Here is an 18,666-nt window from a genome sequence, read left to right on the forward strand (position 1 = left end):
ATGGCACGCTACATCCGGCACGCCTGCGCGTTCTGCACGCTGCTGCTGGCGGCGCTGCTGGTCAACGCGGCCCGGGTGCAGGTGGTGCAGTCCCGGCTCTACGACGACAATCCGGGCAACCGGCGCCCCACGATCGCCCGCTACGGCCAGCCGCGCGGGAACATCATGGTCGGCGACGAGCCGGTCACCGGCTCCGTGGACACCGGAGAGCAGCTGCGCTACGAACGCACCTACCGGAACGGCCCGTTGTACGCGCCGGTGACCGGCTTCGCCTCGCAGTCGTACGGCACGACGTTCCTGGAGCACGCCGGGGACGGGGTGCTCTCCGGCACGGATCCGGTGCTGTCGCCGCTGCCGCTGTGGAACGGCATGACGCGCAGGCGAAGTGCGGCCGGGAACGTCGTCACCACTTTGAACCGGGCGGCGCAGGAGGCGGCGTACCGGGGGCTGGCCGGACGCAAGGGCGCGGTCGCCGCGATCGAGCCGGCCACGGGCCGGATCCTGGCACTGGTGTCGAGTCCGTCGTACGACCCCGGGCAGCTGTCCGGCAACGGCGAGGCGGTGGCCTCGGCGTGGGCACGGCTCAACCACGACCCGGAGAAACCGATGCTCAACCGGGCGGTCCGGCAGACCTATCCGCCGGGCTCGACGTTCAAGGTGGTCACCGCGGCGGCGGCGCTGGACGCGGGCCTGGTCACCGACCTGGACGAGCCGACGGACTCCCCCGACCCCTACCGGCTGCCCGGCAGCACGACCCGGCTGACCAACGAGGGCGACGGCTGTGCGGACGCCTCGCTGCGGTCGGCCTTCGAGTGGTCCTGCAACACGGTGTTCGCCAAGCTGGGCGTGGACGTCGGCGGCAAGGGCATGACGGCCGCGGCTCGGGCGTTCGGGTTCGGCGACGCCGGGCTGCGCATCCCCTTCTGGGTCGCGCCCAGCACCTTCGACCCGAAGGTGGACAAGGCGCAGCTGGCGCTGTCCTCGATCGGTCAGTTCAACACCCGGGCCACTCCGCTGCAGATGGCCATGGTCGCGGCGGCCGTCGCGGACCGCGGGCAGCTGCGGACTCCGTACCTGGTGGAGCGGACGACCCGGCACAGCGGTGAGACGGTGGCCGGGAGCGGGTCTCATCCGGCGCGGCAGGTGATGAATCCCACGACCGCCGCCCTGTTGAGGGAGCTGATGACCGACGTCGTCCAGGAGGGCACCGGCACCCGGGCGGCCATCCCCGGCGCCGTCGTGGGCGGCAAGACCGGCACCGCGCAGCACGGGGTCGGCAACTCCGGTGTCCCGTACGCCTGGTTCGTCTCCTGGGCGCAGGCCGCGAACTCCCTGGAGCCTCAGGTGGCGGTCGCGGTGGTGGTGGAGGACGCCTCGGCGCACCGGGGCGAGATCAGCGGCGGCGGTGACGCGGCGCCGATCGCGCGCGAGGTGATGCGCGCGGTGCTCGGCCAGGGCCCGGCGGGGCCGGGGGACGGGCGCGAGGCGCCGGCGCGGCCGACGGGGCCCGGTGCGCAGGGAGCGGACGGGGCGGCGGGACCCGGCCGGACCCGTCGGCCCCGGCCGGTTCCCCGGCCCTTCGTCAGCCGACCGGCCTCAGCATCTCGGAGCGGACCTTGACGGTGTGCCGGGCCGCGGCGTCGAGGTCCACGTCGGACGGGTCGGGCGCCGGCAGGGCGGCCTCGCCGATCACGGCCGCCGTGTTGCCGTCCGCCCAGGCGCAGACCGGGTAGGTGATCGTCAGCACGGACGCCTTCTGGGTCAGCACCTCGCAGCTGATGGTGACGTCGGAACCGGCCGGGGTGACGTCCTTCGCGGGTTCGTCCACCGTCACGCTGTCGGCCTCGGTGGCCCCCTTGAGCATGTTCGCCCGCACCAGGTCCTTGTTCTTGAACCGGCCGTACATGCCCGAGACCAGCAGCATGCCCTTGGTGCTGTCGCCGCCGGGGCTGTAGCGGGCGGTGACGGCGTGGATGTCCTTGGCGTCCCAGGCGCCGTCGGCCTCCTTCTCCACCTTCTTGCCCTCGGAGTCGGTGAGGTCCTGCGCGAGCTGGTACTTGCCGTCGAGCAGCGCCTTGGGAAGGACGAGCTTGTTCGTGGCCGCGGGGAAGCCGCTGCTCATCGCCACCCCGATCAGGGCGAGCACCACGACGACGGCCACGACGGCACCGCCCACGACGGCGAGGATCAGCCCGATCCGCCGCTTCTTCGGCAGCGGGGCCAGGGGCGGCGCACCCCAAGCCGGGTACGGCTCCTGGCCGTACGGGTGGGGCGGGTACGGCTGTGGCTGCGGCGGATACGGCGAGCCGTAGGGACCGGGGGCCTGCGAGGGCTGCGGGTCGTAGGGGCCGGGGGCCTGCGAGGGCTGCGGGTCGTAGGGGCCGGGGGCCTGCGAGGGCTGGGGGCCGTAGGGGCCGGAGGCCTGCGGGGGCTGCGGGCCGTAGGGGCCGGGGGCCTGCGGGGGCTGCGGGCCGTACGGGGACGGCGGCTGAGCGCCGTTGGGGTACGGCTGCTGCGGTGGCGGAGGCATGGACACGTCGGCACGCTACTGCACCCGGGTGAACCGGTGGCCGCCTCGGGCCGCTGCCGGCCCGGTCGTCCCGCCTCGGCTGCCCCCGCCTCAGTTCTCCGCCGCCCCCGACTCGATCGCCTCCCGCACCTCCGCGATCCGGTCCCGCTCCTCGGCGGCGAAGCGCTCCGCGTCCAACTGCTCGGCCAGTTCCTCGTCCCGGGCCATGAGCAGGTCCAGGTTGGAGTCGCCCATCTCGAAGACGCCCATGTCGACGTAGGCCTCCTGCAGCCGCTTGCCCCACAGGCCGATGTCCTTGACGCAGGGCACGATCCGGCTGAACAGCAGCTTGCGGAAGAGCTGGAGGAACTCGGACCGCTCGCTCAGTGCCTCCGCCTCGGCCTTGGGGATGCCGAAGTTCTCCAGGACCTCGACGCCCCGCAGCCGGTCGCGCATGAGGTAGCAGCCCTCGATGACGAACTCCTCGCGCTCGCGCAGTTCGGCGTCGGTGAGCTGCTTGTAGTAGTCCCTGAGCGCCAGCCGGCCGAAGGCCACGTGCCGGGCCTCGTCCTGCATGACGTAGGTGAGGATCTGCTTGGGCAGCGGCTTGTTCGTGGTGTCCCGGATCATTCCGAAGGCGGCCAGCGCCAGGCCTTCGATGAGCACCTGCATGCCGAGGTAGGGCATGTCCCAGCGGCTGTCGCGCAGGGTGTCGCCGAGCAGGGACTGCAGATTGTCGTTGATCGGGTAGACGAGCCCCATCTTCTCGTGCAGGAACCGGCCGTAGATCTCGGCGTGCCGGGCCTCGTCCATCGTCTGGGTGGCGGAGTAGAACTTGGCGTCCAGGTCGGGCACCGACTCCACGATCCGCGCCGCGCAGATCATCGCGCCCTGCTCGCCGTGCAGGAACTGGCTGAACTGCCAGGAGGCGTAGTGCAGGCGCAGCTCGCCCTTGTCCTTCTCGGTGAGCTTGTCCCAGTACCTGGTGCCGTACAGGGACATGGCCTCGTCGGGCGTGCCGAGCGCGTCGTACGGGTCGACCTCCAGGTCCCAGTCGATGCGGGTCTGCCCGTCCCACTGCTTGTCCTTGCCCTTCTGGTACAGGGCGAGGAGGCGTTCACGGCCGTCGTCGTACTCCCAGCTGAACCGGGCTGCGCCGCTCGCGGGCACCTGCCAGGTGGAGTCCTCGGGATCGTTGGCGTACAGGTCATGGGTCGGCATACCCCGCAGGCTCACACGCAGACGCGCGGTCAACAAGTCATGTGCAAGGGATTGACGGTCTTGCTGACAGGCAGTCTCATAAGGGGAGGACGACGTACCCCCGGTAACGAGGTGAGGGAGCCATGACGACCCTGACGGAAGCGGACGCGCTGGACGGTCTGCGCGATGCGCTCGGCCTGCTGAAGGACCGGGAGCAGGTGGCCGAACGGCTGCTGGTCTCCTCCGCCAAGCACTCCTTCGACCCGGACGAGGAACTGGACTGGGACGCGCCCTTCGAGGAGGGCAAGTGGTTCTGGCCGCCGGAGCTGGTGTCGCTGTACGACACCCCGATGTGGAAGCGGATGAGCGAGGAGCAGCGGATCCTGCTCTCCCAGCACGAGGCGGCGGCACTGGCCTCGCTCGGCATCTGGTTCGAGATCATCCTGATGCAGCTGCTGGTCCGGCACATCTACGACAAGGCCGCCACGAGCGCGCACGTGCGCTACGCGCTCACCGAGATCGAGGACGAGTGCCGGCACTCGAAGATGTTCGCGCGGCTGATCTCGCACGGGGGCACGCCCTGGTACCCGGTGAGCAAGGCCCACCAGAACCTGGGCCGTCTCTTCAAGACCATCTCCACGACGCCCGGTTCCTTCACGGCGACGCTGCTCGGCGAGGAGGTCCTGGACTGGATGCAGCGGCTGACGTTCCCCGACGAGCGGGTCCAGCCGCTGATCCGGGGCGTCACGCGCATCCACGTGGTCGAGGAGGCACGCCACGTGCGGTACGCCCGTGAGGAGCTGCGGCGCCAGATGGTGACCGCGCCGAAGTGGTCGCAGGAGTTCACCCGGGTCACCTCCGGCGAGTTCGCCCGGGTCTTCTCGGTCGCCTTCGTGAACCCCGAGGTCTACACGAACGTCGGCCTGGACAAGCGGGAGGCGATGGCACAGGTCAGGGCGAGCGGGCATCGGCGGGAGGTCATGCAGACGGGGGCGAAGCGGCTGACGGACTTCCTGGACGACATCGGGGTGCTGCGGGGGGTCGGGCGGCGTCTGTGGAGGTCGTCGGGCTTGTTGGCCTAGGCGGATGTGCCCGCGCGAGGGGCGCGGGGCCGTGTCGGTATGCGGCTCCGCCGCGCGGGGGCGACCAGCCACAGCGGGCCGGCGGACGGAGGACGGCCCCCTGCGCGGAGCGATTAGGCTGCGGTCCATGACCCCGGCCGCCACCCCCGCCTACCGTCGGCTCAGCGTCGAGGAGCGGCGCAGCCAGCTCCTCGCCGCCGCCCTGACCCTCTTCGCCCACCGCGCCCCCGAAGACGTGTCGCTGGACGACGTGGCGGAGGCGGCCGGAGTGTCACGCCCGCTGGTGTACCGGTACTTCCCGGGCGGCAAACAGCAGCTGTACGAGGCCGCCCTGCGCTCGGCCGCCGAGGAGCTCCGGCTGTGCTTCGACGAGGCCCGCGAGGGCCCTCTGCTGCCGCGGCTGTCGCGCGCGCTGGACCGCTATCTGAGCTTCGTCGACGAGCACGACACCGGTTTCAGTGCCCTGCTCCAGGGCGGGAGCGTGGTGGAGACCTCGCGGACCACGGCCATCGTCGACGGGGTGCGCCGGGCCGCCGCCGAGCACATCTACAGCCACCTCGGCGTCGCCGATCCGGGTCCGCGGCTGCGGATGACCGTCCGGACCTGGATCACGGCCGTCGAGGCGGCCTCCCTGATCTGGCTGGACGAGGACAAGCAGCCGCCGGTCGACGAACTGCGCGACTGGCTGGTGGAGCAGTTCGTGGCCGTGCTGACGGTCACCGCGGGCCGGGATCCGCAGACGGCCGCCGTCGTCGGCGAGCTCGGCGAGGATGGCTGAGACTGGAGCGGTGAAGAGTCAGGACACCCCCTTCGAGGGCGGCCCCATGGACGGGCGCGTGCTGCCCGTCATGGTCGGTCCCACCGGGCACCCCCCGAAGACGTACCGCATCCCCGTCCCGGACCCGGAGGGCGGCCCGCCCACGGTGCTCGTCTACCGCCGTGTCCCCCGCGGGCACAGCAGGCGGCTGGGGCTGGTCCAGGGGTGGAAGTACGAGTACGACCCGGACGACACCTCCGGCGGGAAGCTCAGGTGGCCCTGGTCGAAGCCGGCTGCCCGGCCGCCCGGCAAGCCGGGTGACGCGAACGAGTGACAGCGTTGCGCCGAACCGCGCACGCCTGGCGCGCGCCCCCCACGGATCCATCGGATTATCGCGGTGCGATAAGAGGCGACAATCACAAGAACGCCTCCCGCACCCCCGAGGTGATGACGTGTCAGGAACGCTACTGCGCCTGGCCTGTACGACCGCGGTGGCGGCCCAGGCCGTCCTCGCGGCCGCACCCGCCGCCGCCGAGCCCGCCCCGCAGCGGTCCGTCTCCGCGCTGCTGACCCATCTTCAGCAGCTGTACCGGCAGACCGAACAGGCCACCGAGACCTACAACACCACCGCGGAGAAGCTGAAGCGGCAGCGCGCCGAGACGTCCCGGCTGGACGGCGAACTGGCCCGGGCCCGCCTCGCCCTGCAGGACAGCCGCGCCGAGGCCGGCCGGCTGGCCCGGCAGCAGTACCAGGGCACCGGCGGCCTCGGCGTGTACGTCCGGCTGCTCCTCGCCCCCGACCCGCAGCACGCCCTGGACGAGAGCCATGTCATCGGCGAGCTCGCGCGCGAGCGGGCCCGCAAGGTGACCCGGCTGACCGCCGCCGAGCAGCGGCAGGACACGCTGGCCCGCGCGGCACGCAAGGCGCTGGACACCCGGATCGTCCTCGCCGACCAGCAGAAGAAGCAACGCGACGACGTCCGGGCCAAGCTGGCCGCCGTGGAGCGCCTGCTGGCCACCCTCACCCCGGCCCAGCTGGCCGCGATCACCTCGCTGGAGCAGCGGGGCGTCGACGAGGCCCAGCACAGGCTCACCACCTCCGGCTCCCTCCCGGCGGACCGCCGCGCCTCCCCCGCGGGCGACCGCGCGGTCCGCTACGCCCTGCGCCAGCTCGGCAAGCCGTACCGGTGGGGCGCCGAGGGCCCCGACTCCTACGACTGCTCGGGTCTGACCTCACAGGCCTGGGGTCACGCGGGCCGGCTCATCCCCCGCACCAGCCAGGAGCAGTGGCACCGGCTCAGACGCATCCCGCTCAGCGCTCTGCGGCCGGGCGACCTGGTCGTCTACTTCCCCGAGGCGACACATGTGGCGATGTACGTCGGGGACGGCAAGGTCGTACAGGCACCGAGACCCGGAGCGCACATCGAGGTGTCCCCTCTGGCGTCCAACCCGGTCCTCGGTGCCGTACGCCCGGATCAGGCCGCCGCGGCCGACGCCAGGTAGGCCTGTGTCTTCTCCGGCTTCTTCCGCCGCTACGCTCGACGCAGGCTCTCAGTCGGAACTTCGATCGCTTCAGCACACACGTCGTAAGCTTCCTTGAAATTACGAACAGGGCTGCGGACTTGCTGCGGCCTGGCCACGACCGGCTCAGCTGCCTTACGGCGACCGAAAGCGTCGTGAGGCAGCCATGCAATCGGTTCGGCCAGTTCCTCTACGGCACCGGCGACCTCATCGGCGCTCTTCGCTGCCGATGCGTGAACCCTCACTAGCTGGGCGTCGGGCTGCCAGAGAGTTGTTGCTGCAGCCAGCATTCGCATGTATGCCACGTGCTGTTCGCGGGCGAGGCTCCCTGCCGTACGGGCGAGAGGCCAACGGCCCCGGCAGGAGAACCGGGGCCGTCTCCGGGCCGTCCGAGGGCCACCAGCAGCGGCCGACGACGACAGGTAAGGGCGGTCGAATTGCCGCTCAGAAGCCTGTCAGGCCCCCGCGACCGACGCCAGGTAGGCGGCCGTCTTCTCCGGCTCGTAGAAGAAGTTCTCGAAGTCGGCCGGGTCGTTGAAGGCGTTGGCGAACCGGTCGGCGACGGGCTGGAGCTGGCCGGCGGCGCCGATGAGGTTCAGGATGTGCTCCGGCGGCGGCGCCAGCATCGCGTTCGTCCACTTGGTGACGTGCTGTGCGGTGTTCCAGTACCGGTCGAACGTGGCCTGCATCCACTCCTCGTCGAACGGCTTTTCCCCCCGCTCCAGGATGGAGGCGAGGTACGCGGCCGCACACTTCGAGGCGGAGTTGGAGCCCTGTCCGGTGATCGGGTCGTTGGCCACGACCACGTCGGCCACGCCCAGCACCAGCCCGCCGCCGGGCAGCCTGCCGATCGGGTTGCGCACGGTCGGGGCGTACCGGCCCGCCAAGGTGCCACCGGCGTCGGTCAGTTCCACCTCGGTGGCCCGCGCGTACTCCCAGGGCGTGAACTTCTCCATGAGTTCCAGGGTCAAGGAGAGGTGCTGCGCCGGGTCCTTGACGCCGTTGAAGACGTCGAGCGGGCCGCCGGGTATGCCCTCCCAGAACAGGATGTCGGCCGGCCCCGAGGTGGTGAGCGTCGGCATGACGAACAGCTCACCGACGCCAGGGACCAGGTTGCAGCGCACGGCCTTGAAGTCCGGGTGCTCCGGGCGGGGCCCCAGCCCGTGGACGTACGCCACCGCCAGCGCCCGCTGCGGCTCGCTGTACGGGGAGAGCTCCGGGTCGCGGGCGAACATCGACACCAGCTCGCCCTTGCCCGCCGAGACCAGGACGAGGTCGTAGGTGCGGGAGAAGTAGTCGAGGTCGCCGACGGCCGCGCCGTGGATGACCAGCTGGCCGCCGCGCTGCGCGAAGGTCTCCATCCAGCCGGCCATCTTGACCCGCTGGTCGACCGACTGCGCGTACCCGTCCAGCCTGCCCACCCAGTCGATGGCCCGCTGCGTGGGGCCCGGGTCGTGCGAGCCGGGGGCCGCGACCGAGACGCCGAGCCCCTCGATCTTCGGGGCCTGGGACTCCCAGAAGTTCAGCTGGAGATCGCGTTCGTGCTGCAGTGCCGTGTGGAACATGCACTGCGTCGACATGACCCGGCCGGTGCGGATCTCGTCCGCGGTCCGGTTCGACATCAGGGTGACCTCGTAGCCGTGCGACTGCAGGCCGAGGGCGAGCTGGAGACCGGACTGGCCGGCTCCGACGACGAGTATCTTCCGCATGCGGGTGAGGACTCCTAACAGGGACTACTCGGGGGTTTCGTCCAGCGCGTGGCCGACCAGGGCCAGCAGTGTCTCGATGGCCGAAATTCGACGCCGCGCATCCATGATCATGACAGGGACGTGCGCGGGTATCGTCAGCGCCTCCCGAACGTCCTCCGGCTCGAACAGCTCGCTGCCGTCGAAGTGGTTGACCGCGACGACGTACGGCAGCCGGCAGCTCTCGAAGTAGTCCAGAGCCGGGAAACAGTCCTTCAGGCGGCGGGTGTCGGCCAGCACGACCGCGCCGATCGCGCCACGCACGAGGTCGTCCCACATGAACCAGAACCGCTGCTGGCCCGGCGTGCCGAACAGGTAGAGCACCAGGTCGTCGTCGAGCGTGATGCGGCCGAAGTCCATGGCCACGGTGGTGGTGAGCTTGCCCGGCGTGGCGGTGAGGTCGTCGGTCTCCTCGCTCGCCTCGGTCATCAGCGCCTCGGTCTGCAGGGGCGTGATCTCCGAGACGGCGGTGACCAGCGTGGTCTTGCCGACGCCGAAGCCCCCGGCCACCACGATCTTCGTGGCGATGGGGGCCCGGGTGCGGTCCGTCTGCCAGGCCTTCAGGTCCTCGTCGGGCTCGGTGAGACCGGCGGCGAGGGGGGCGCCTCCGACGGCGGAGGCGGCGGCGTCAGAGACGGCGGAGTCCACTCAGCACCCTTTCCAGCAGCGCGCGGTCCGGACGGCCGGTGCCGTGACCGGTCCCGGTGCCGTACACACGGATCTTTCCCTGGTCCGCGAGGTCGCTCAGGAGCACGCGGACCACACCGAGCGGCATCTTCAGCAGCGCGGCGATCTCGGCCACCGTTCGCATCCGGCGGCACAGTTCGACGATGGCCTGCATCTCGGGCATCACCCGGGTGCTGCCCCCACCGCCGATGGCGTGGGCGGTGCGCCCAGTCAGTTCCTTGCGCTCCTCGGGGGCCTCCAGCGCCGCCACGAACGTCTCCACGAGGAGGACGTGGCCGAAGCGGGTGCGGCCGCCGGTGAGCGAGTAGGGCCGGACGCGGGCGGGTTTGCGGCCGCCGCCGCGCACGGGGAGCTTCGCGGTGCCGCTCATCGGGCGCTCCCCGCCGACTCGGCCTCCAGGGATTTGCGCAACTCGCTGCGGAGTTCCGGGGTGAGGACATGGCCGGCGCGGCCGACGAACAGCGCCATGTGGTACGCCACCACGCTCATGTCGCACTCGGCGGAGCCGTGCACGCCGAGCAGCGAACCGTCGCTGATCGACATCACGAACAAGCTGCCCTCCTCCATCGCGATCATCGTGTGCTTGACGCAGCCGAACTGCATCAGTTTCGCGGCACCGACGGTGAGGCTGCCGATGCCGGAGACGATGGTGGCCAGGTCGGCGGAGGAGCCGCGGGGGCCTCGCACCGGGCGGGCCTGGCGGGACTTCCGGGTGTGGCCGGGGTCGGACGAGAGGAGCAGCAGACCGTCCGAGGAGACCACGGCGACGGACTGGATGCCGGGGACTTCCTCGACCAGGTTGGTCAGCAGCCAGTGCAGGTTGCGGGCTTCACTGCTCAGTCCGTAGGTACTGGGCGCGGTCAACTGCTTGCCTCCTCGGCTGTGCCCCCCGTGGACTTTTCGGTACGTGCGGTGATCTCTGCCTCTACGTCGCGGTAACCGGCCTGGGCGCCCTGGCGGAAGCCGCCCAGCCTGCGCCGGAGGGCTTCGGCGTCCACCGAGCGGGTCCGCTGGCGCGGGGCCTGGGCCGGTGCGGTGATCTTGGGTGTCCGCTTGGGCAGGCCCTTGCTGGTCAGCTCCTCCCCGGGCTCCGCCGTGAGGTCCGGGAGCAGCAGCTCCATCGTCGTCTCGGCATAGGTCTCCGCCGGGGCTTTCGGGCGGGTCTCCGTGTTCTGGGCGCCCGGGCCGGCCTGGGCGTGGACCGCGGTGCCGGCCGGGTCCGCGAAGCCGCCCCCGGCGTGCTCCCCGGAACCGCCGGAGGTGACGTCCTCGGTCAGGCTGCCGAAGGCGGTCGTGGTCCGGCCCGCCGGGACGTCGGGCTCCGCCGCGGCGAAGGGCTCGCCGGCCGCGCCGCCGGAGACCTCCCGGACCGCCTGTTCCGCCAGGGCGACCAGCGGGTCGGTGCTCTTGTCCTTGGCGCGGGCGTGCAGGACGTTGGAGTTGACCTCGGCGTCGGCGCCGGGGAGGGAGAAGGTGCCCGTGCCGCCCGGTGCCGTGGACTGCGGGGGCAGCGCGGTCGGCGGTGCGTCGGCGAGGAGGCTGGCCGGCAGGACGACGACCGCCGCGATGCCGCCCTGCTTCTGCTCGCGCAGCTGCACCCGGATGCCGTGGCGGTGGGCGAGGCGGGCGACGACGTACAGGCCGAGCCCGAGGCCGTCCTCGGCCTCCTGGTCGTACGGCGACTCGGGGTCGAAGTCGGCCAGCCGGGAGTTGAGGCGGTCCAGGCGGTCGGTGGCCATGCCGATGCCCTCGTCCTGGACCGACAGCATCACCTCGCCGCTCTCCAGCAGCCAGCCGGAGATCTCCACCGGCATCTCCGGCGGGGAGAACGAGGTGGCGTTCTCCATGAGCTCGGCCAGCAGGTGGGAGAGGTCGTCCGCGGCGAAGCCCGCCGCGTGGGCGTGCGGCGGGAGCGCCGCGATGCGGACCCGCTCGTAGCGCTCGATCTCGCTGACGCCGGCCCTGACCACGTCGACCAGCGGCACCGGGCCGTGGTGCTGCTGGACGTGCTCGGCGCCGGCCAGGACCAGCAGGTTCTCGCTGTGACGGCGCATGACCGTGGCGAAGTGGTCGAGCTTGAAGAGGGTCGCGAGGCGTTCGGGGTCCTGTTCGCGCTCCTCCAGGCCCTCGATGACCGCGAGCTGGCGTTCGACCAGGCCGAGCGTGCGCAGCGAGAGGTTCACGAACGTGCCGCCGATGCTGGTGCGCAGCCGCTCCAGCTGGGCGGCGGCGTCGGCGAGTTCGGCGCGGAGCCCCTCGCGGGCGTCGGCCATCCGCTGGCGCTGCCCGACCAGGTGTTTGCGGTCCGTCTCCAGGGTGGTGACGCGTTCGTACAGGGCGACCGCATGCGTGTGCAGGGCGTTGACCGAGCGGACGACCTGGGCGAACTCGTCGTTGCGGCCGGTGAAGGAGATCGGCTCCTCGCCGGCCGGGTCCGCCGCCTCGGCCAGGCGGGCCGAGCCGCGGCGCAGCACGGACAGGGGGCGGGTCAGGGTGCGGGCCATGGCGGTGGCGATGCCGACCGCGGCCAGCATGAGCGCGCCCAGCACGGCGATGCGGATCTCCAGGGCCGTGACGTAGTCGTCGCGGAGTTTCGCCAGGTCCTTCGTGCGGTGGTCGTAGAGGGCCGACTCCGCGCCGCGCATGAGGTCGACGCGGGCGGACAGGGCCGCGTCCAGCTTCTTGGTGCTGGTGGTCAGCTCGCTGTCGGCCAGGGTCGGCTGGTCGGTGAGCGTGGCCAGGTACTTCTCCGCCGAGTTGACCTCGGGGCCGGTGACGGTGGAGTCGTAGGAGTCGACGGCCGTCTTGGGCGCGGTCGCGCGGAACCCGGCGAGGTCCGCGTCGGCGCGCAGCCGGGCCTGCTGGGCGGCGGCGGTGAGTTCGTCGCGCTGCTTCCTGTCGGCCGCGGAGGCGGTCGAGGTCGTGGTGGCCAGGCCGGTGACCGGGTTGATCACTGTCCGGGTGGTGGCCGGCACGTTCAGCGCGGCCAGCAGCAGCCCGCGGGCGGCGGCGGACTGCTGGACGGCGGAGTCCAGCTCCGCGAGCGCGTGGGCGCCGGAGCCGGCCCGCGGGGGCGTCTGGTCGGCGAGCTGCTCGGCCAGCCGGTGCAGTTCGGTGATGGCCGTCGAGTACGCCTGGTGGGCCTGGAGGGCGCCGGCCTGGCCGGTGAGGGCGGCGCGGCGGACGGCCGCGATGCCGTCGAGGTCGCTGCGCAGGCTCGCCGGGGTGTCGCTCTCGGCGCGCAGGTCCTCCACCTGCCGGTCGACGCGGGCGCTTCGCTCCTCGGACGGGACCTTGGACTTGGGGCGCCCTGCCGCGATGTAGGAGGTGACCTCGTCGCGCTCGTCGGCGAGCGAGTTCGCCAGGGCGAGCGCGTCCTGGGTGCGGGCGGCCAGCGTCACCAGGTCCTGGGAGTCGCCGACGTCCTGGGAGGCACTGAGCAGGGAGGGCGCGCCGGCGCCCGCGACGGCGGCGGCCACCACGGCGACGGCGACGATCAGCCGGGTGCGCACATGGGTGGGGCGGCCGGAGCCCACGGGGCTCTGCTGGGCGGTCCCCGTGGGGGCCGTCTGCCTGCCTGTGCGCCGAGGCCGCTTCATCTGCACCGGTGCTCGCATTCCTGACTCGTCTACCCAAGGGTCCGGGTGGCGCCCCGCCATTTCGGTGCCAAGTGGTGCCTACACCCGGTTCGTACGGTTCCCGACCCTCCCAGCGCCGGTGGGCAGTGGTCACTCATCGCCTGACCCGCCACCCGAAGGAGTGAACATCGGAGGGGAGTTGGCGGGCAAGTTCCCGTGGCTCGTGCGGAGCCCTTGTCCCCCGCGCCGGTTGGACGCGCGCGGCAGCCTTTGGCAGTATTCGCCACCACGCATTCCCGGAGCAGATCATTCCCACCCAAACCAGGCGCCTGACCTGCGGAGTCGTGGCAATTCGGCGCCGGTTGCCAGCCTTTGGCGGATCCTGTGAAGGCCTCGTGCAGACTGGCTGAATGCGAACTGATCTCGTTTCGGAACCCGGCGATCCGAACCGCCCCAACGAGGACTTCGCCGGTGTCGGACTGCCCGCCTCCGGACAGGGAGGTTGTGCGATCGTCCTGGACGGGGTGACTCCGCCGCGGGGCAGGACGGGGTGTCTGCATTCCGTCCCCTGGTTCACGGCCCGGCTCGGCGGCGCACTGACCGAACTGACCGTTTCCGGACGAGATCTGACGCTCTCCGAGATTCTCTCGCGGGCGATCGGGCGCACCGCCGAGGCTCATGCGCCCACCTGTGACCTTTCTCACCCGCGAACCCCCCAGGCGACCGTCGCCCTGGTCCGCTGGTCCGCCGAGGCGGTCGAGTACCTGGTGCTGTCCGACTCCGCGCTGCTGCTGCAGAGCCCCGACGGGTCGGTCACCCCGGTCCTGGACGACCGCCTGGCCCGGCTCCCGCGCTCCGCGCTAGCCACCGACGCCCTGGTGGACACCACCCTGCGCAACAAGGAGGGAGGTTTCTTCACGGCCGCCGCCGACCCCTCGGTCGCCGCCCACGCGGTCACCGGCACGGTGCCCCGCGGCGAGGTTTGCGCCCTGGCCGCGCTCACGGACGGCGCGAGTCGCTGGACGGAGAAGTTCCACGAGGGCGACTGGCAGGCCCTGTTCGAGCTGGTCGCCAAGGAGGGTGCCCGGTCGCTGGTGGACCGGGTGCGCGAGCGGGAGGCGGCGGACCGGGAGGAGCGGGCGTTCCTGGGGCGCGGCAAGACCCACGACGACGCGACCGTGGTGTTCGTCGAGCTGTGAGGCGGCCGCGGCCGTGCTCCTCCTGGGACCGGGTCCCCCGTGGCCCGGCCCGGCCGGGGCCTCCTACTTCTCCATGACTCCGTTCAACTGGTGCAGCAGTCGGGCCAGTTCCGCGACCTCGCTGCGGTTCCAGTGGGCGAGCTGCCTGACGTAGCGGGCGCGGCGCGCCTCGCGGACCTTGCCGACCCGGCCGCGCCCCTCGTCGGTCAGGGTGACCAGCCAGGCGCGGCCGTCGGCGGGGTCGGGTTCGCGGACGATCAGGCCCAGCTCCTCCAGCGCGCGCAGCTGGCGGGACATGGTGGCCTTGCCGACGCCGATGTAGGCGGCGAGCTCCGTGGCGCGCTGACCGCCGCACTCGTCCAGGCGGATGAGCAGGCCGTACGCGGAGGACTCCAGGTCGGGATGGACCTCGCGGGCCATCTCGCCCTGGTTGGCCCGGGCCCGCCGGAGCAGCACCGTCAACTCCCGTTCCAGCGCCAGGAATTCCTGGTCTGCACCACTGGGCGTCATCTTGTGGGCGCCGCGATGTGCGTCGCCGTTTCCGTCCTCGTGCACGTCAGCACCCCTGCTCGGTTTCGCAGTCCTGAAAGTTTCTGCCAAAAGTCGTCATTGCCGCAGCTCCGTAAGTATTTCGCAGGCGTAGACCAACGGCGGCGTCCGGACCCCCTTCCCACGCCGTCATCTACGTGCGTAGCTTCTTTATCAGGCAATCAATGACATGCCCACGCCAGTGCGGCATCCGGTACACGGTCCCTGGCACGTTCCCCCCACCCCACTTCCCGGAGGCACGTCATGCCCGTGCACAGACCCGGCTCCGACCGCTCCGCCTGCTCCGTCCGCCCGCGTCCCCTCGCCGCCCTCGTCACGGCGCTGCTCGCGGCGCTCTCCCTCACCCTCCCCCTGACCACCGCCCACGCCGCGAGCACGCCCAGGCGCGGCTCGGCCCACATGGGCATGGGCGTCCTCGCGCACGACGGCCGGGCCGGCACCCCCACCCCCGCTGCCGTCGCGCAGACCGAGGGCGTGGACGTCTCCGGCTACCAGGGCAACGTCGCCTGGTCGACCCTGTGGAACAGCGGCGTCAGGTGGGCGTACACAAAGGCGACGGAAGGCACGTACTACACGAACCCGTACTTCGCCCAGCAGTACAACGGCTCCTACAACGTGGGCATGATCCGCGGCGCCTACCACTTCGCGACCCCGGACACCACCAGCGGCGCCACCCAGGCCGGCTATTTCGTCGGCCACGGCGGCGGCTGGTCGAAGGACGGCAAGACCCTGCCCGGCGCACTCGACATCGAGTGGAACCCGTACGGCGCCGAGTGCTACGGCAAATCGGCGAGCGCGATGGTCAGCTGGATCGCGGACTTCCTGAACACCTACAAGTCCCTCACCGGCCGGGACGCGGTGATCTACACGGCGACCAGCTGGTGGAGCGACTGCACCGGCAACTACGGCGGCTTCGCGGCGAACAACCCCCTGTGGATCGCCCGCTACGCCTCGGCCCCGGGGACGCTGCCGGCCGGCTGGTCGTACTACACGATGTGGCAGTACACCTCTTCCGGCCCGACCGTCGGCGACCACGACACGTTCAACGGCGCACTCGACCGGGTGCAGGCCCTGGCCAACGGCTAGCCCTCACCGGCCCGGGGCGACCGCGGTCCGCGCCGTGCCGGGCTCGGCCGTACGCGTGCGGCCGAACCCGGCACGGACGCGGCGCATACCCGAACCGGGTCAGCTTCGCCGTCCTGCGTTGGTGCTCCGCGCCGCCCGGGATCATGCTGGTCAGGGAGAGCCTGCCGAGCGAGGGCGGATGAGCGGCGATGGAGCGACAGTCGACGTACACGGCCACGGCCACCATCGATGAGCAGGGCATCCTCACCAGTTGGAGCGAAGGCGCACGACGGCTGCTCGGCTACGACTCGTCCGCCGTGGTCGGCCGGCCCGCCACCGCTCTCCTCGCCACCGACGGCTCGGCCGCCCGGCGGATCGTCGCCGGGCGGGAACGCTGGAACGGCACCGTCCCGCTGCGGCACCGCGACGGCCGGCTGCTGGAACTGGGCGTGCTCGCGCACCGCCGCACCTCGGACACCGGCGTCACCGAGTGGCTCCTGGTGAGCGCGGTGACGGCACGCGTGCAGCCGCCCCGGGGCGAGCCCCTGGAGGAATGGACGTTCCTGCAGTCGCCGTTCCCTCTGGCGATCTTCGACGCCGAGCTGCGTCTCGTGCGGGCCAACCGCCGGATGGAGCACGCCCTCGCCCTGCCCGAGGCCGCGATCCGCGGACTGCGCCTGCCGCACATCGTGCCCGGCACGGCGAGCGAGGAGGCCGACCGGTCGATGCGGCTCGCGCTGGAGTCCGGCCGGCCGCAGGAGGCCCGGGCGCGGCTGGGAACCCAGCTCGGCCGCACCGCCGTACTCACCCCGCTGAAGGACGCGGGCGGCCGGGTGCGCGCCGTCTGTCTGTCCACGCAGACACCCGTGCAGGACTCCACGGGCCGGGCGCGCCCGTCGGCCGAGGGCGCCTCGCGCGTCGGGCCGGCCGCCGACCAGTCGCGCGCCGCGCAGGAACTCGGCGAGGTCACGGTCCCCCGGCTCGCCGACGCCGTGGCGATCGACATGCTCGACTCCCCGCGCGACGCGGCCGAGGCGGAGCCCGTCCCGTCCCCCGGCCCGGTCGTCCTGCGGCGCGCCGCCCTGCGCGCCGTCCCGGACGGTGAGGGACGCGGCTACGGCACCGGCGTGGGCGAGGCCATCGTCTGCCCGGTGGACTCCCCGCCTGCCCAGTGCCTGGCAGCGGGCCGGCCGCTGCTGTACGACGCCACGGACCCGGCCGTCGCCGAGTGGGCGGCGGTGGACCCGGGGGCGGCGTGGCTGCGCGCGTCCGGAGCGCGTTCGCTGCTGGCGGTGCCGCTGCTCGCCCAGGGCAGCACGCTGGGCGTGGCGCTCTTCGGCCGGCGCCCCGGACGCGACCCGTTCGGGCCGGAGGATCTGCGGCTGGCCCAGGAGTTCACGGCCCGGGCGGCCGACGGCATTTGCCGGTCCCGCGTCTACGCGCGGACCCGGACCACCACCATGGCCCTCCAGCAGAGTCTGCTCCCGCACACGCTGCCCGACCAGGCGGCCATGGAGATCGCCACCCGCTATCTGCCCGCCGCGACCCGGGCCGGGGTGGGCGGCGACTGGTTCGACGTGATCCCGCTGTCCGGGGCGCGGGTGGCCCTCGTCGTGGGCGATGTGGTGGGGCACGGCATCCGTGCCTCGGCCACGATGGGCCGGCTGCGCACCGCCGTGCGCACCCTGGCCGACGTCGATCTGCCGGCCGACGAGCTGCTCACCCACCTCGACGACCTGGTGCTGCGGCTCGCCGCCGACGAGGGCAGCACGGATCCGTCCGCAGACACCGCCGGCGGCATCGGCACCACCTGTCTGTACGCCGTCTACGACCCGGTCTCGCGCCGGTGCACCCTGGCCCGGGCCGGCCATCCACCGCCCGCCGTGGTCACGCCGGACGGCGCCGTGCGCTTCCTGGACGTGCCCGCGGGGCCGCCGCTCGGGCTGGGCGGGCTGCCGTTCGAGGCCAGCGAGGCCGACCTGCCCGAGGGCAGTCTGCTCGCCCTGTACACCGACGGCCTGCTCGAGGCCCGCGACCACGACATCGACGAGGCGCTGGACAAGATGTTCGCCGCGCTCGTCCGGCCCGCGGCCTCGCTCGACGCGCTGTGCGACCATGTGCTCACCGAGCTGCTGACCCACCGTCCCGACGACGACATCGCCCTGCTCGTCGCCCGGACCCGGGCCCTGCACGAGGACCGGGTCGCCGCCTGGGAGCTGCAGAGCGAACCCACGGACGTCTCGCGAGCCCGCCACCTCACCGACGAACAGCTGTCGGCGTGGGGCCTGGCCGAGATCGCGTTCACCACCGAGCTGATGGTCAGCGAGCTGGTCACCAACGCCATGCGCTACGGCCGCCCGCCGATCCAGCTCCGGCTGATCCACCAGGACGCGACCCTGATCTGCGAGGTGTACGACTCCAGCGGCACCACCCCGCACATGCGGCGCGCCCGCATCTTCGACGAGGGCGGCCGGGGCCTGCTGCTGGTCGCCCAGCTGGCCGACCGCTGGGGCACCCGGCACGACCGGGTCGGCAAGACGGTGTGGGCGGAGCAGTCGCTCACGACGGGCTGACACGGCACTGCCGTGGTCCCTGCCTCCTTCTCGTTGGGCGGCGCCGCTGGTGGCGTTGCCGGCGTCCGTGGTCTCGCTGCTTTCCTCGCCGATCAGGTGACGCCCGCCGGCCGCACCCGGAAGGGCGCGCAATTCTACGTGCCGCATCGGGCCCGTCAAGCCCCGAATATGCGTCGCTTTTTCCGGTTCTCCGGGTGAGTCA

The 18,666-nt window shown here is 72.1% G+C and carries 16 protein-coding genes; 8 read left to right on the forward strand and 8 right to left on the reverse strand.

The features are described 5' to 3' along the window. Entirely contained in the window at nucleotides 1-1,620 is a 1,620-nt protein-coding gene (locus ABZ919_RS36730) for a penicillin-binding transpeptidase domain-containing protein (RefSeq protein ID WP_361257067.1), read from the forward strand. Here ABZ919_RS36730 and ABZ919_RS36735 read toward each other — a convergent pair. Then, nucleotides 1,583-2,530, reverse strand: a complete 948-nt coding sequence (locus tag ABZ919_RS36735; RefSeq protein ID WP_361257070.1) for a hypothetical protein — start codon at nucleotides 2,528-2,530, stop codon at nucleotides 1,583-1,585. The two genes, ABZ919_RS36730 and ABZ919_RS36735, sit on opposite strands and share 38 nt — an antisense overlap. Nucleotides 2,531-2,620: 90 nt before the next feature. Further along, a complete protein-coding gene (locus ABZ919_RS36740; RefSeq protein WP_361257019.1) occupies nucleotides 2,621-3,730 on the reverse strand; it encodes a ferritin-like domain-containing protein in 1,110 nt (369 codons plus the stop codon). A 122-nt stretch (nucleotides 3,731-3,852) separates the two neighbouring features. Here ABZ919_RS36740 and ABZ919_RS36745 point away from each other — a divergent pair, with 122 nt between their 5' ends. The 4 genes from ABZ919_RS36745 to ABZ919_RS36760 all read left to right on the forward strand — a co-directional run bounded on the left by ABZ919_RS36745 (nucleotide 3,853) and on the right by ABZ919_RS36760 (nucleotide 7,050). After that, nucleotides 3,853-4,791, forward strand: a complete 939-nt coding sequence (locus tag ABZ919_RS36745; protein ID WP_361257022.1) for a diiron oxygenase — start codon at nucleotides 3,853-3,855, stop codon at nucleotides 4,789-4,791. Between the two features lie 127 nt (nucleotides 4,792-4,918). Then, nucleotides 4,919-5,569 (forward strand): TetR/AcrR family transcriptional regulator, encoded by a 651-nt coding sequence (locus tag ABZ919_RS36750; RefSeq protein WP_361257025.1) that lies wholly within the window; start codon nucleotides 4,919-4,921, stop codon nucleotides 5,567-5,569. Continuing rightward, nucleotides 5,562-5,882: a hypothetical protein gene (locus ABZ919_RS36755; protein ID WP_361257028.1), complete on the forward strand. Its 321-nt coding sequence runs from the start codon at nucleotides 5,562-5,564 to the stop codon at nucleotides 5,880-5,882. The genes ABZ919_RS36750 and ABZ919_RS36755 overlap by 8 nt, the downstream gene beginning before the upstream one ends. 118 nt (nucleotides 5,883-6,000) lie before the next feature. Then, nucleotides 6,001-7,050, forward strand: coding sequence for an NlpC/P60 family protein (locus ABZ919_RS36760; RefSeq protein WP_361257031.1), 1,050 nt, complete (start codon nucleotides 6,001-6,003; stop codon nucleotides 7,048-7,050). Nucleotides 7,051-7,523: 473 nt separating this feature from the next. On the opposite strand, the gene ABZ919_RS36765 is transcribed toward ABZ919_RS36760, so the two are convergent. Genes ABZ919_RS36765 through ABZ919_RS36785 form a run of 5 tightly spaced genes read right to left on the reverse strand, consistent with a single transcriptional unit; the run spans nucleotide 7,524 to nucleotide 13,117 of the window. Further along, the gene (locus ABZ919_RS36765; protein WP_361257034.1) at nucleotides 7,524-8,777 is read right to left on the reverse strand and encodes a styrene monooxygenase/indole monooxygenase family protein; all 1,254 of its coding nucleotides are present in this window, start codon (nucleotides 8,775-8,777) and stop codon (nucleotides 7,524-7,526) included. A 24-nt stretch (nucleotides 8,778-8,801) separates the two neighbouring features. After that, nucleotides 8,802-9,461, reverse strand: a complete 660-nt coding sequence (locus tag ABZ919_RS36770; RefSeq protein ID WP_361257037.1) for an ATP/GTP-binding protein — start codon at nucleotides 9,459-9,461, stop codon at nucleotides 8,802-8,804. Continuing rightward, nucleotides 9,442-9,870, reverse strand: a complete 429-nt coding sequence (locus ABZ919_RS36775; protein WP_361257040.1) for a DUF742 domain-containing protein — start codon at nucleotides 9,868-9,870, stop codon at nucleotides 9,442-9,444. The genes ABZ919_RS36770 and ABZ919_RS36775 overlap by 20 nt, the downstream gene beginning before the upstream one ends. Continuing rightward, entirely contained in the window at nucleotides 9,867-10,364 is a 498-nt protein-coding gene (locus tag ABZ919_RS36780) for a roadblock/LC7 domain-containing protein (protein ID WP_361257043.1), read from the reverse strand. Before ABZ919_RS36780 ends, ABZ919_RS36775 begins: the two co-directional genes overlap by 4 nt. Further along, nucleotides 10,361-13,117, reverse strand: coding sequence for a nitrate- and nitrite sensing domain-containing protein (locus ABZ919_RS36785; protein ID WP_361257046.1), 2,757 nt, complete (start codon nucleotides 13,115-13,117; stop codon nucleotides 10,361-10,363). Before ABZ919_RS36785 ends, ABZ919_RS36780 begins: the two co-directional genes overlap by 4 nt. A 371-nt stretch (nucleotides 13,118-13,488) precedes the next feature. On the opposite strand from ABZ919_RS36785, the gene ABZ919_RS36790 reads away from it, so the two are divergent. Next, entirely contained in the window at nucleotides 13,489-14,277 is a 789-nt protein-coding gene (locus ABZ919_RS36790; protein WP_361257049.1) for a protein phosphatase 2C domain-containing protein, read from the forward strand. Nucleotides 14,278-14,340: 63 nt separating this feature from the next. Here the strand turns inward: ABZ919_RS36790 and ABZ919_RS36795 are convergent, their stop codons facing one another. Further along, nucleotides 14,341-14,787, reverse strand: a complete 447-nt coding sequence (locus ABZ919_RS36795) for a MarR family transcriptional regulator (protein WP_361257073.1) — start codon at nucleotides 14,785-14,787, stop codon at nucleotides 14,341-14,343. 282 nt (nucleotides 14,788-15,069) lie between these two features. Between ABZ919_RS36795 and ABZ919_RS36800 the strand changes: the two genes are divergently transcribed. Both ABZ919_RS36800 and ABZ919_RS36805 read left to right on the forward strand, forming a co-directional pair. Continuing rightward, complete coding sequence (locus ABZ919_RS36800; RefSeq protein ID WP_361257051.1) at nucleotides 15,070-15,912, forward strand: lysozyme; 843 nt, start codon at nucleotides 15,070-15,072, stop codon at nucleotides 15,910-15,912. 188 nt (nucleotides 15,913-16,100) lie between these two features. Continuing rightward, nucleotides 16,101-18,464, forward strand: a complete 2,364-nt coding sequence (locus ABZ919_RS36805) for a SpoIIE family protein phosphatase (RefSeq protein ID WP_361257054.1) — start codon at nucleotides 16,101-16,103, stop codon at nucleotides 18,462-18,464. Nucleotides 18,465-18,666 lie beyond the last annotated feature (202 nt).

The organism is Streptomyces sp. NPDC046759 (genome assembly GCF_040645475.1).
Taxonomy (GTDB): Bacteria; Actinomycetota; Actinomycetes; order Streptomycetales; family Streptomycetaceae; genus Streptomyces.

What these genes read in the sequence shown, in the direction of transcription:
- ABZ919_RS36730 (WP_361257067.1), top strand. Translation starts at nt 1, where the DNA reads ATGGCACGCTACATCCGGCACGCCTGCGCGTTCTGCACGCTGCTGCTG.
- ABZ919_RS36735 (WP_361257070.1), bottom strand. Translation starts at nt 2,530, where the DNA reads ATGCCTCCGCCACCGCAGCAGCCGTACCCCAACGGCGCTCAGCCGCCG.
- ABZ919_RS36740 (WP_361257019.1), bottom strand. Translation starts at nt 3,730, where the DNA reads ATGCCGACCCATGACCTGTACGCCAACGATCCCGAGGACTCCACCTGG.
- ABZ919_RS36745 (WP_361257022.1), top strand. Translation starts at nt 3,853, where the DNA reads ATGACGACCCTGACGGAAGCGGACGCGCTGGACGGTCTGCGCGATGCG.
- ABZ919_RS36750 (WP_361257025.1), top strand. Translation starts at nt 4,919, where the DNA reads ATGACCCCGGCCGCCACCCCCGCCTACCGTCGGCTCAGCGTCGAGGAG.
- ABZ919_RS36755 (WP_361257028.1), top strand. Translation starts at nt 5,562, where the DNA reads ATGGCTGAGACTGGAGCGGTGAAGAGTCAGGACACCCCCTTCGAGGGC.
- ABZ919_RS36765 (WP_361257034.1), bottom strand. Translation starts at nt 8,777, where the DNA reads ATGCGGAAGATACTCGTCGTCGGAGCCGGCCAGTCCGGTCTCCAGCTC.
- ABZ919_RS36775 (WP_361257040.1), bottom strand. Translation starts at nt 9,870, where the DNA reads ATGAGCGGCACCGCGAAGCTCCCCGTGCGCGGCGGCGGCCGCAAACCC.
- ABZ919_RS36785 (WP_361257046.1), bottom strand. Translation starts at nt 13,117, where the DNA reads ATGCGAGCACCGGTGCAGATGAAGCGGCCTCGGCGCACAGGCAGGCAG.
- ABZ919_RS36790 (WP_361257049.1), top strand. Translation starts at nt 13,489, where the DNA reads ATGCGAACTGATCTCGTTTCGGAACCCGGCGATCCGAACCGCCCCAAC.
- ABZ919_RS36795 (WP_361257073.1), bottom strand. Translation starts at nt 14,787, where the DNA reads ATGACGCCCAGTGGTGCAGACCAGGAATTCCTGGCGCTGGAACGGGAG.
- ABZ919_RS36800 (WP_361257051.1), top strand. Translation starts at nt 15,070, where the DNA reads ATGCCCGTGCACAGACCCGGCTCCGACCGCTCCGCCTGCTCCGTCCGC.
- ABZ919_RS36805 (WP_361257054.1), top strand. Translation starts at nt 16,101, where the DNA reads ATGGAGCGACAGTCGACGTACACGGCCACGGCCACCATCGATGAGCAG.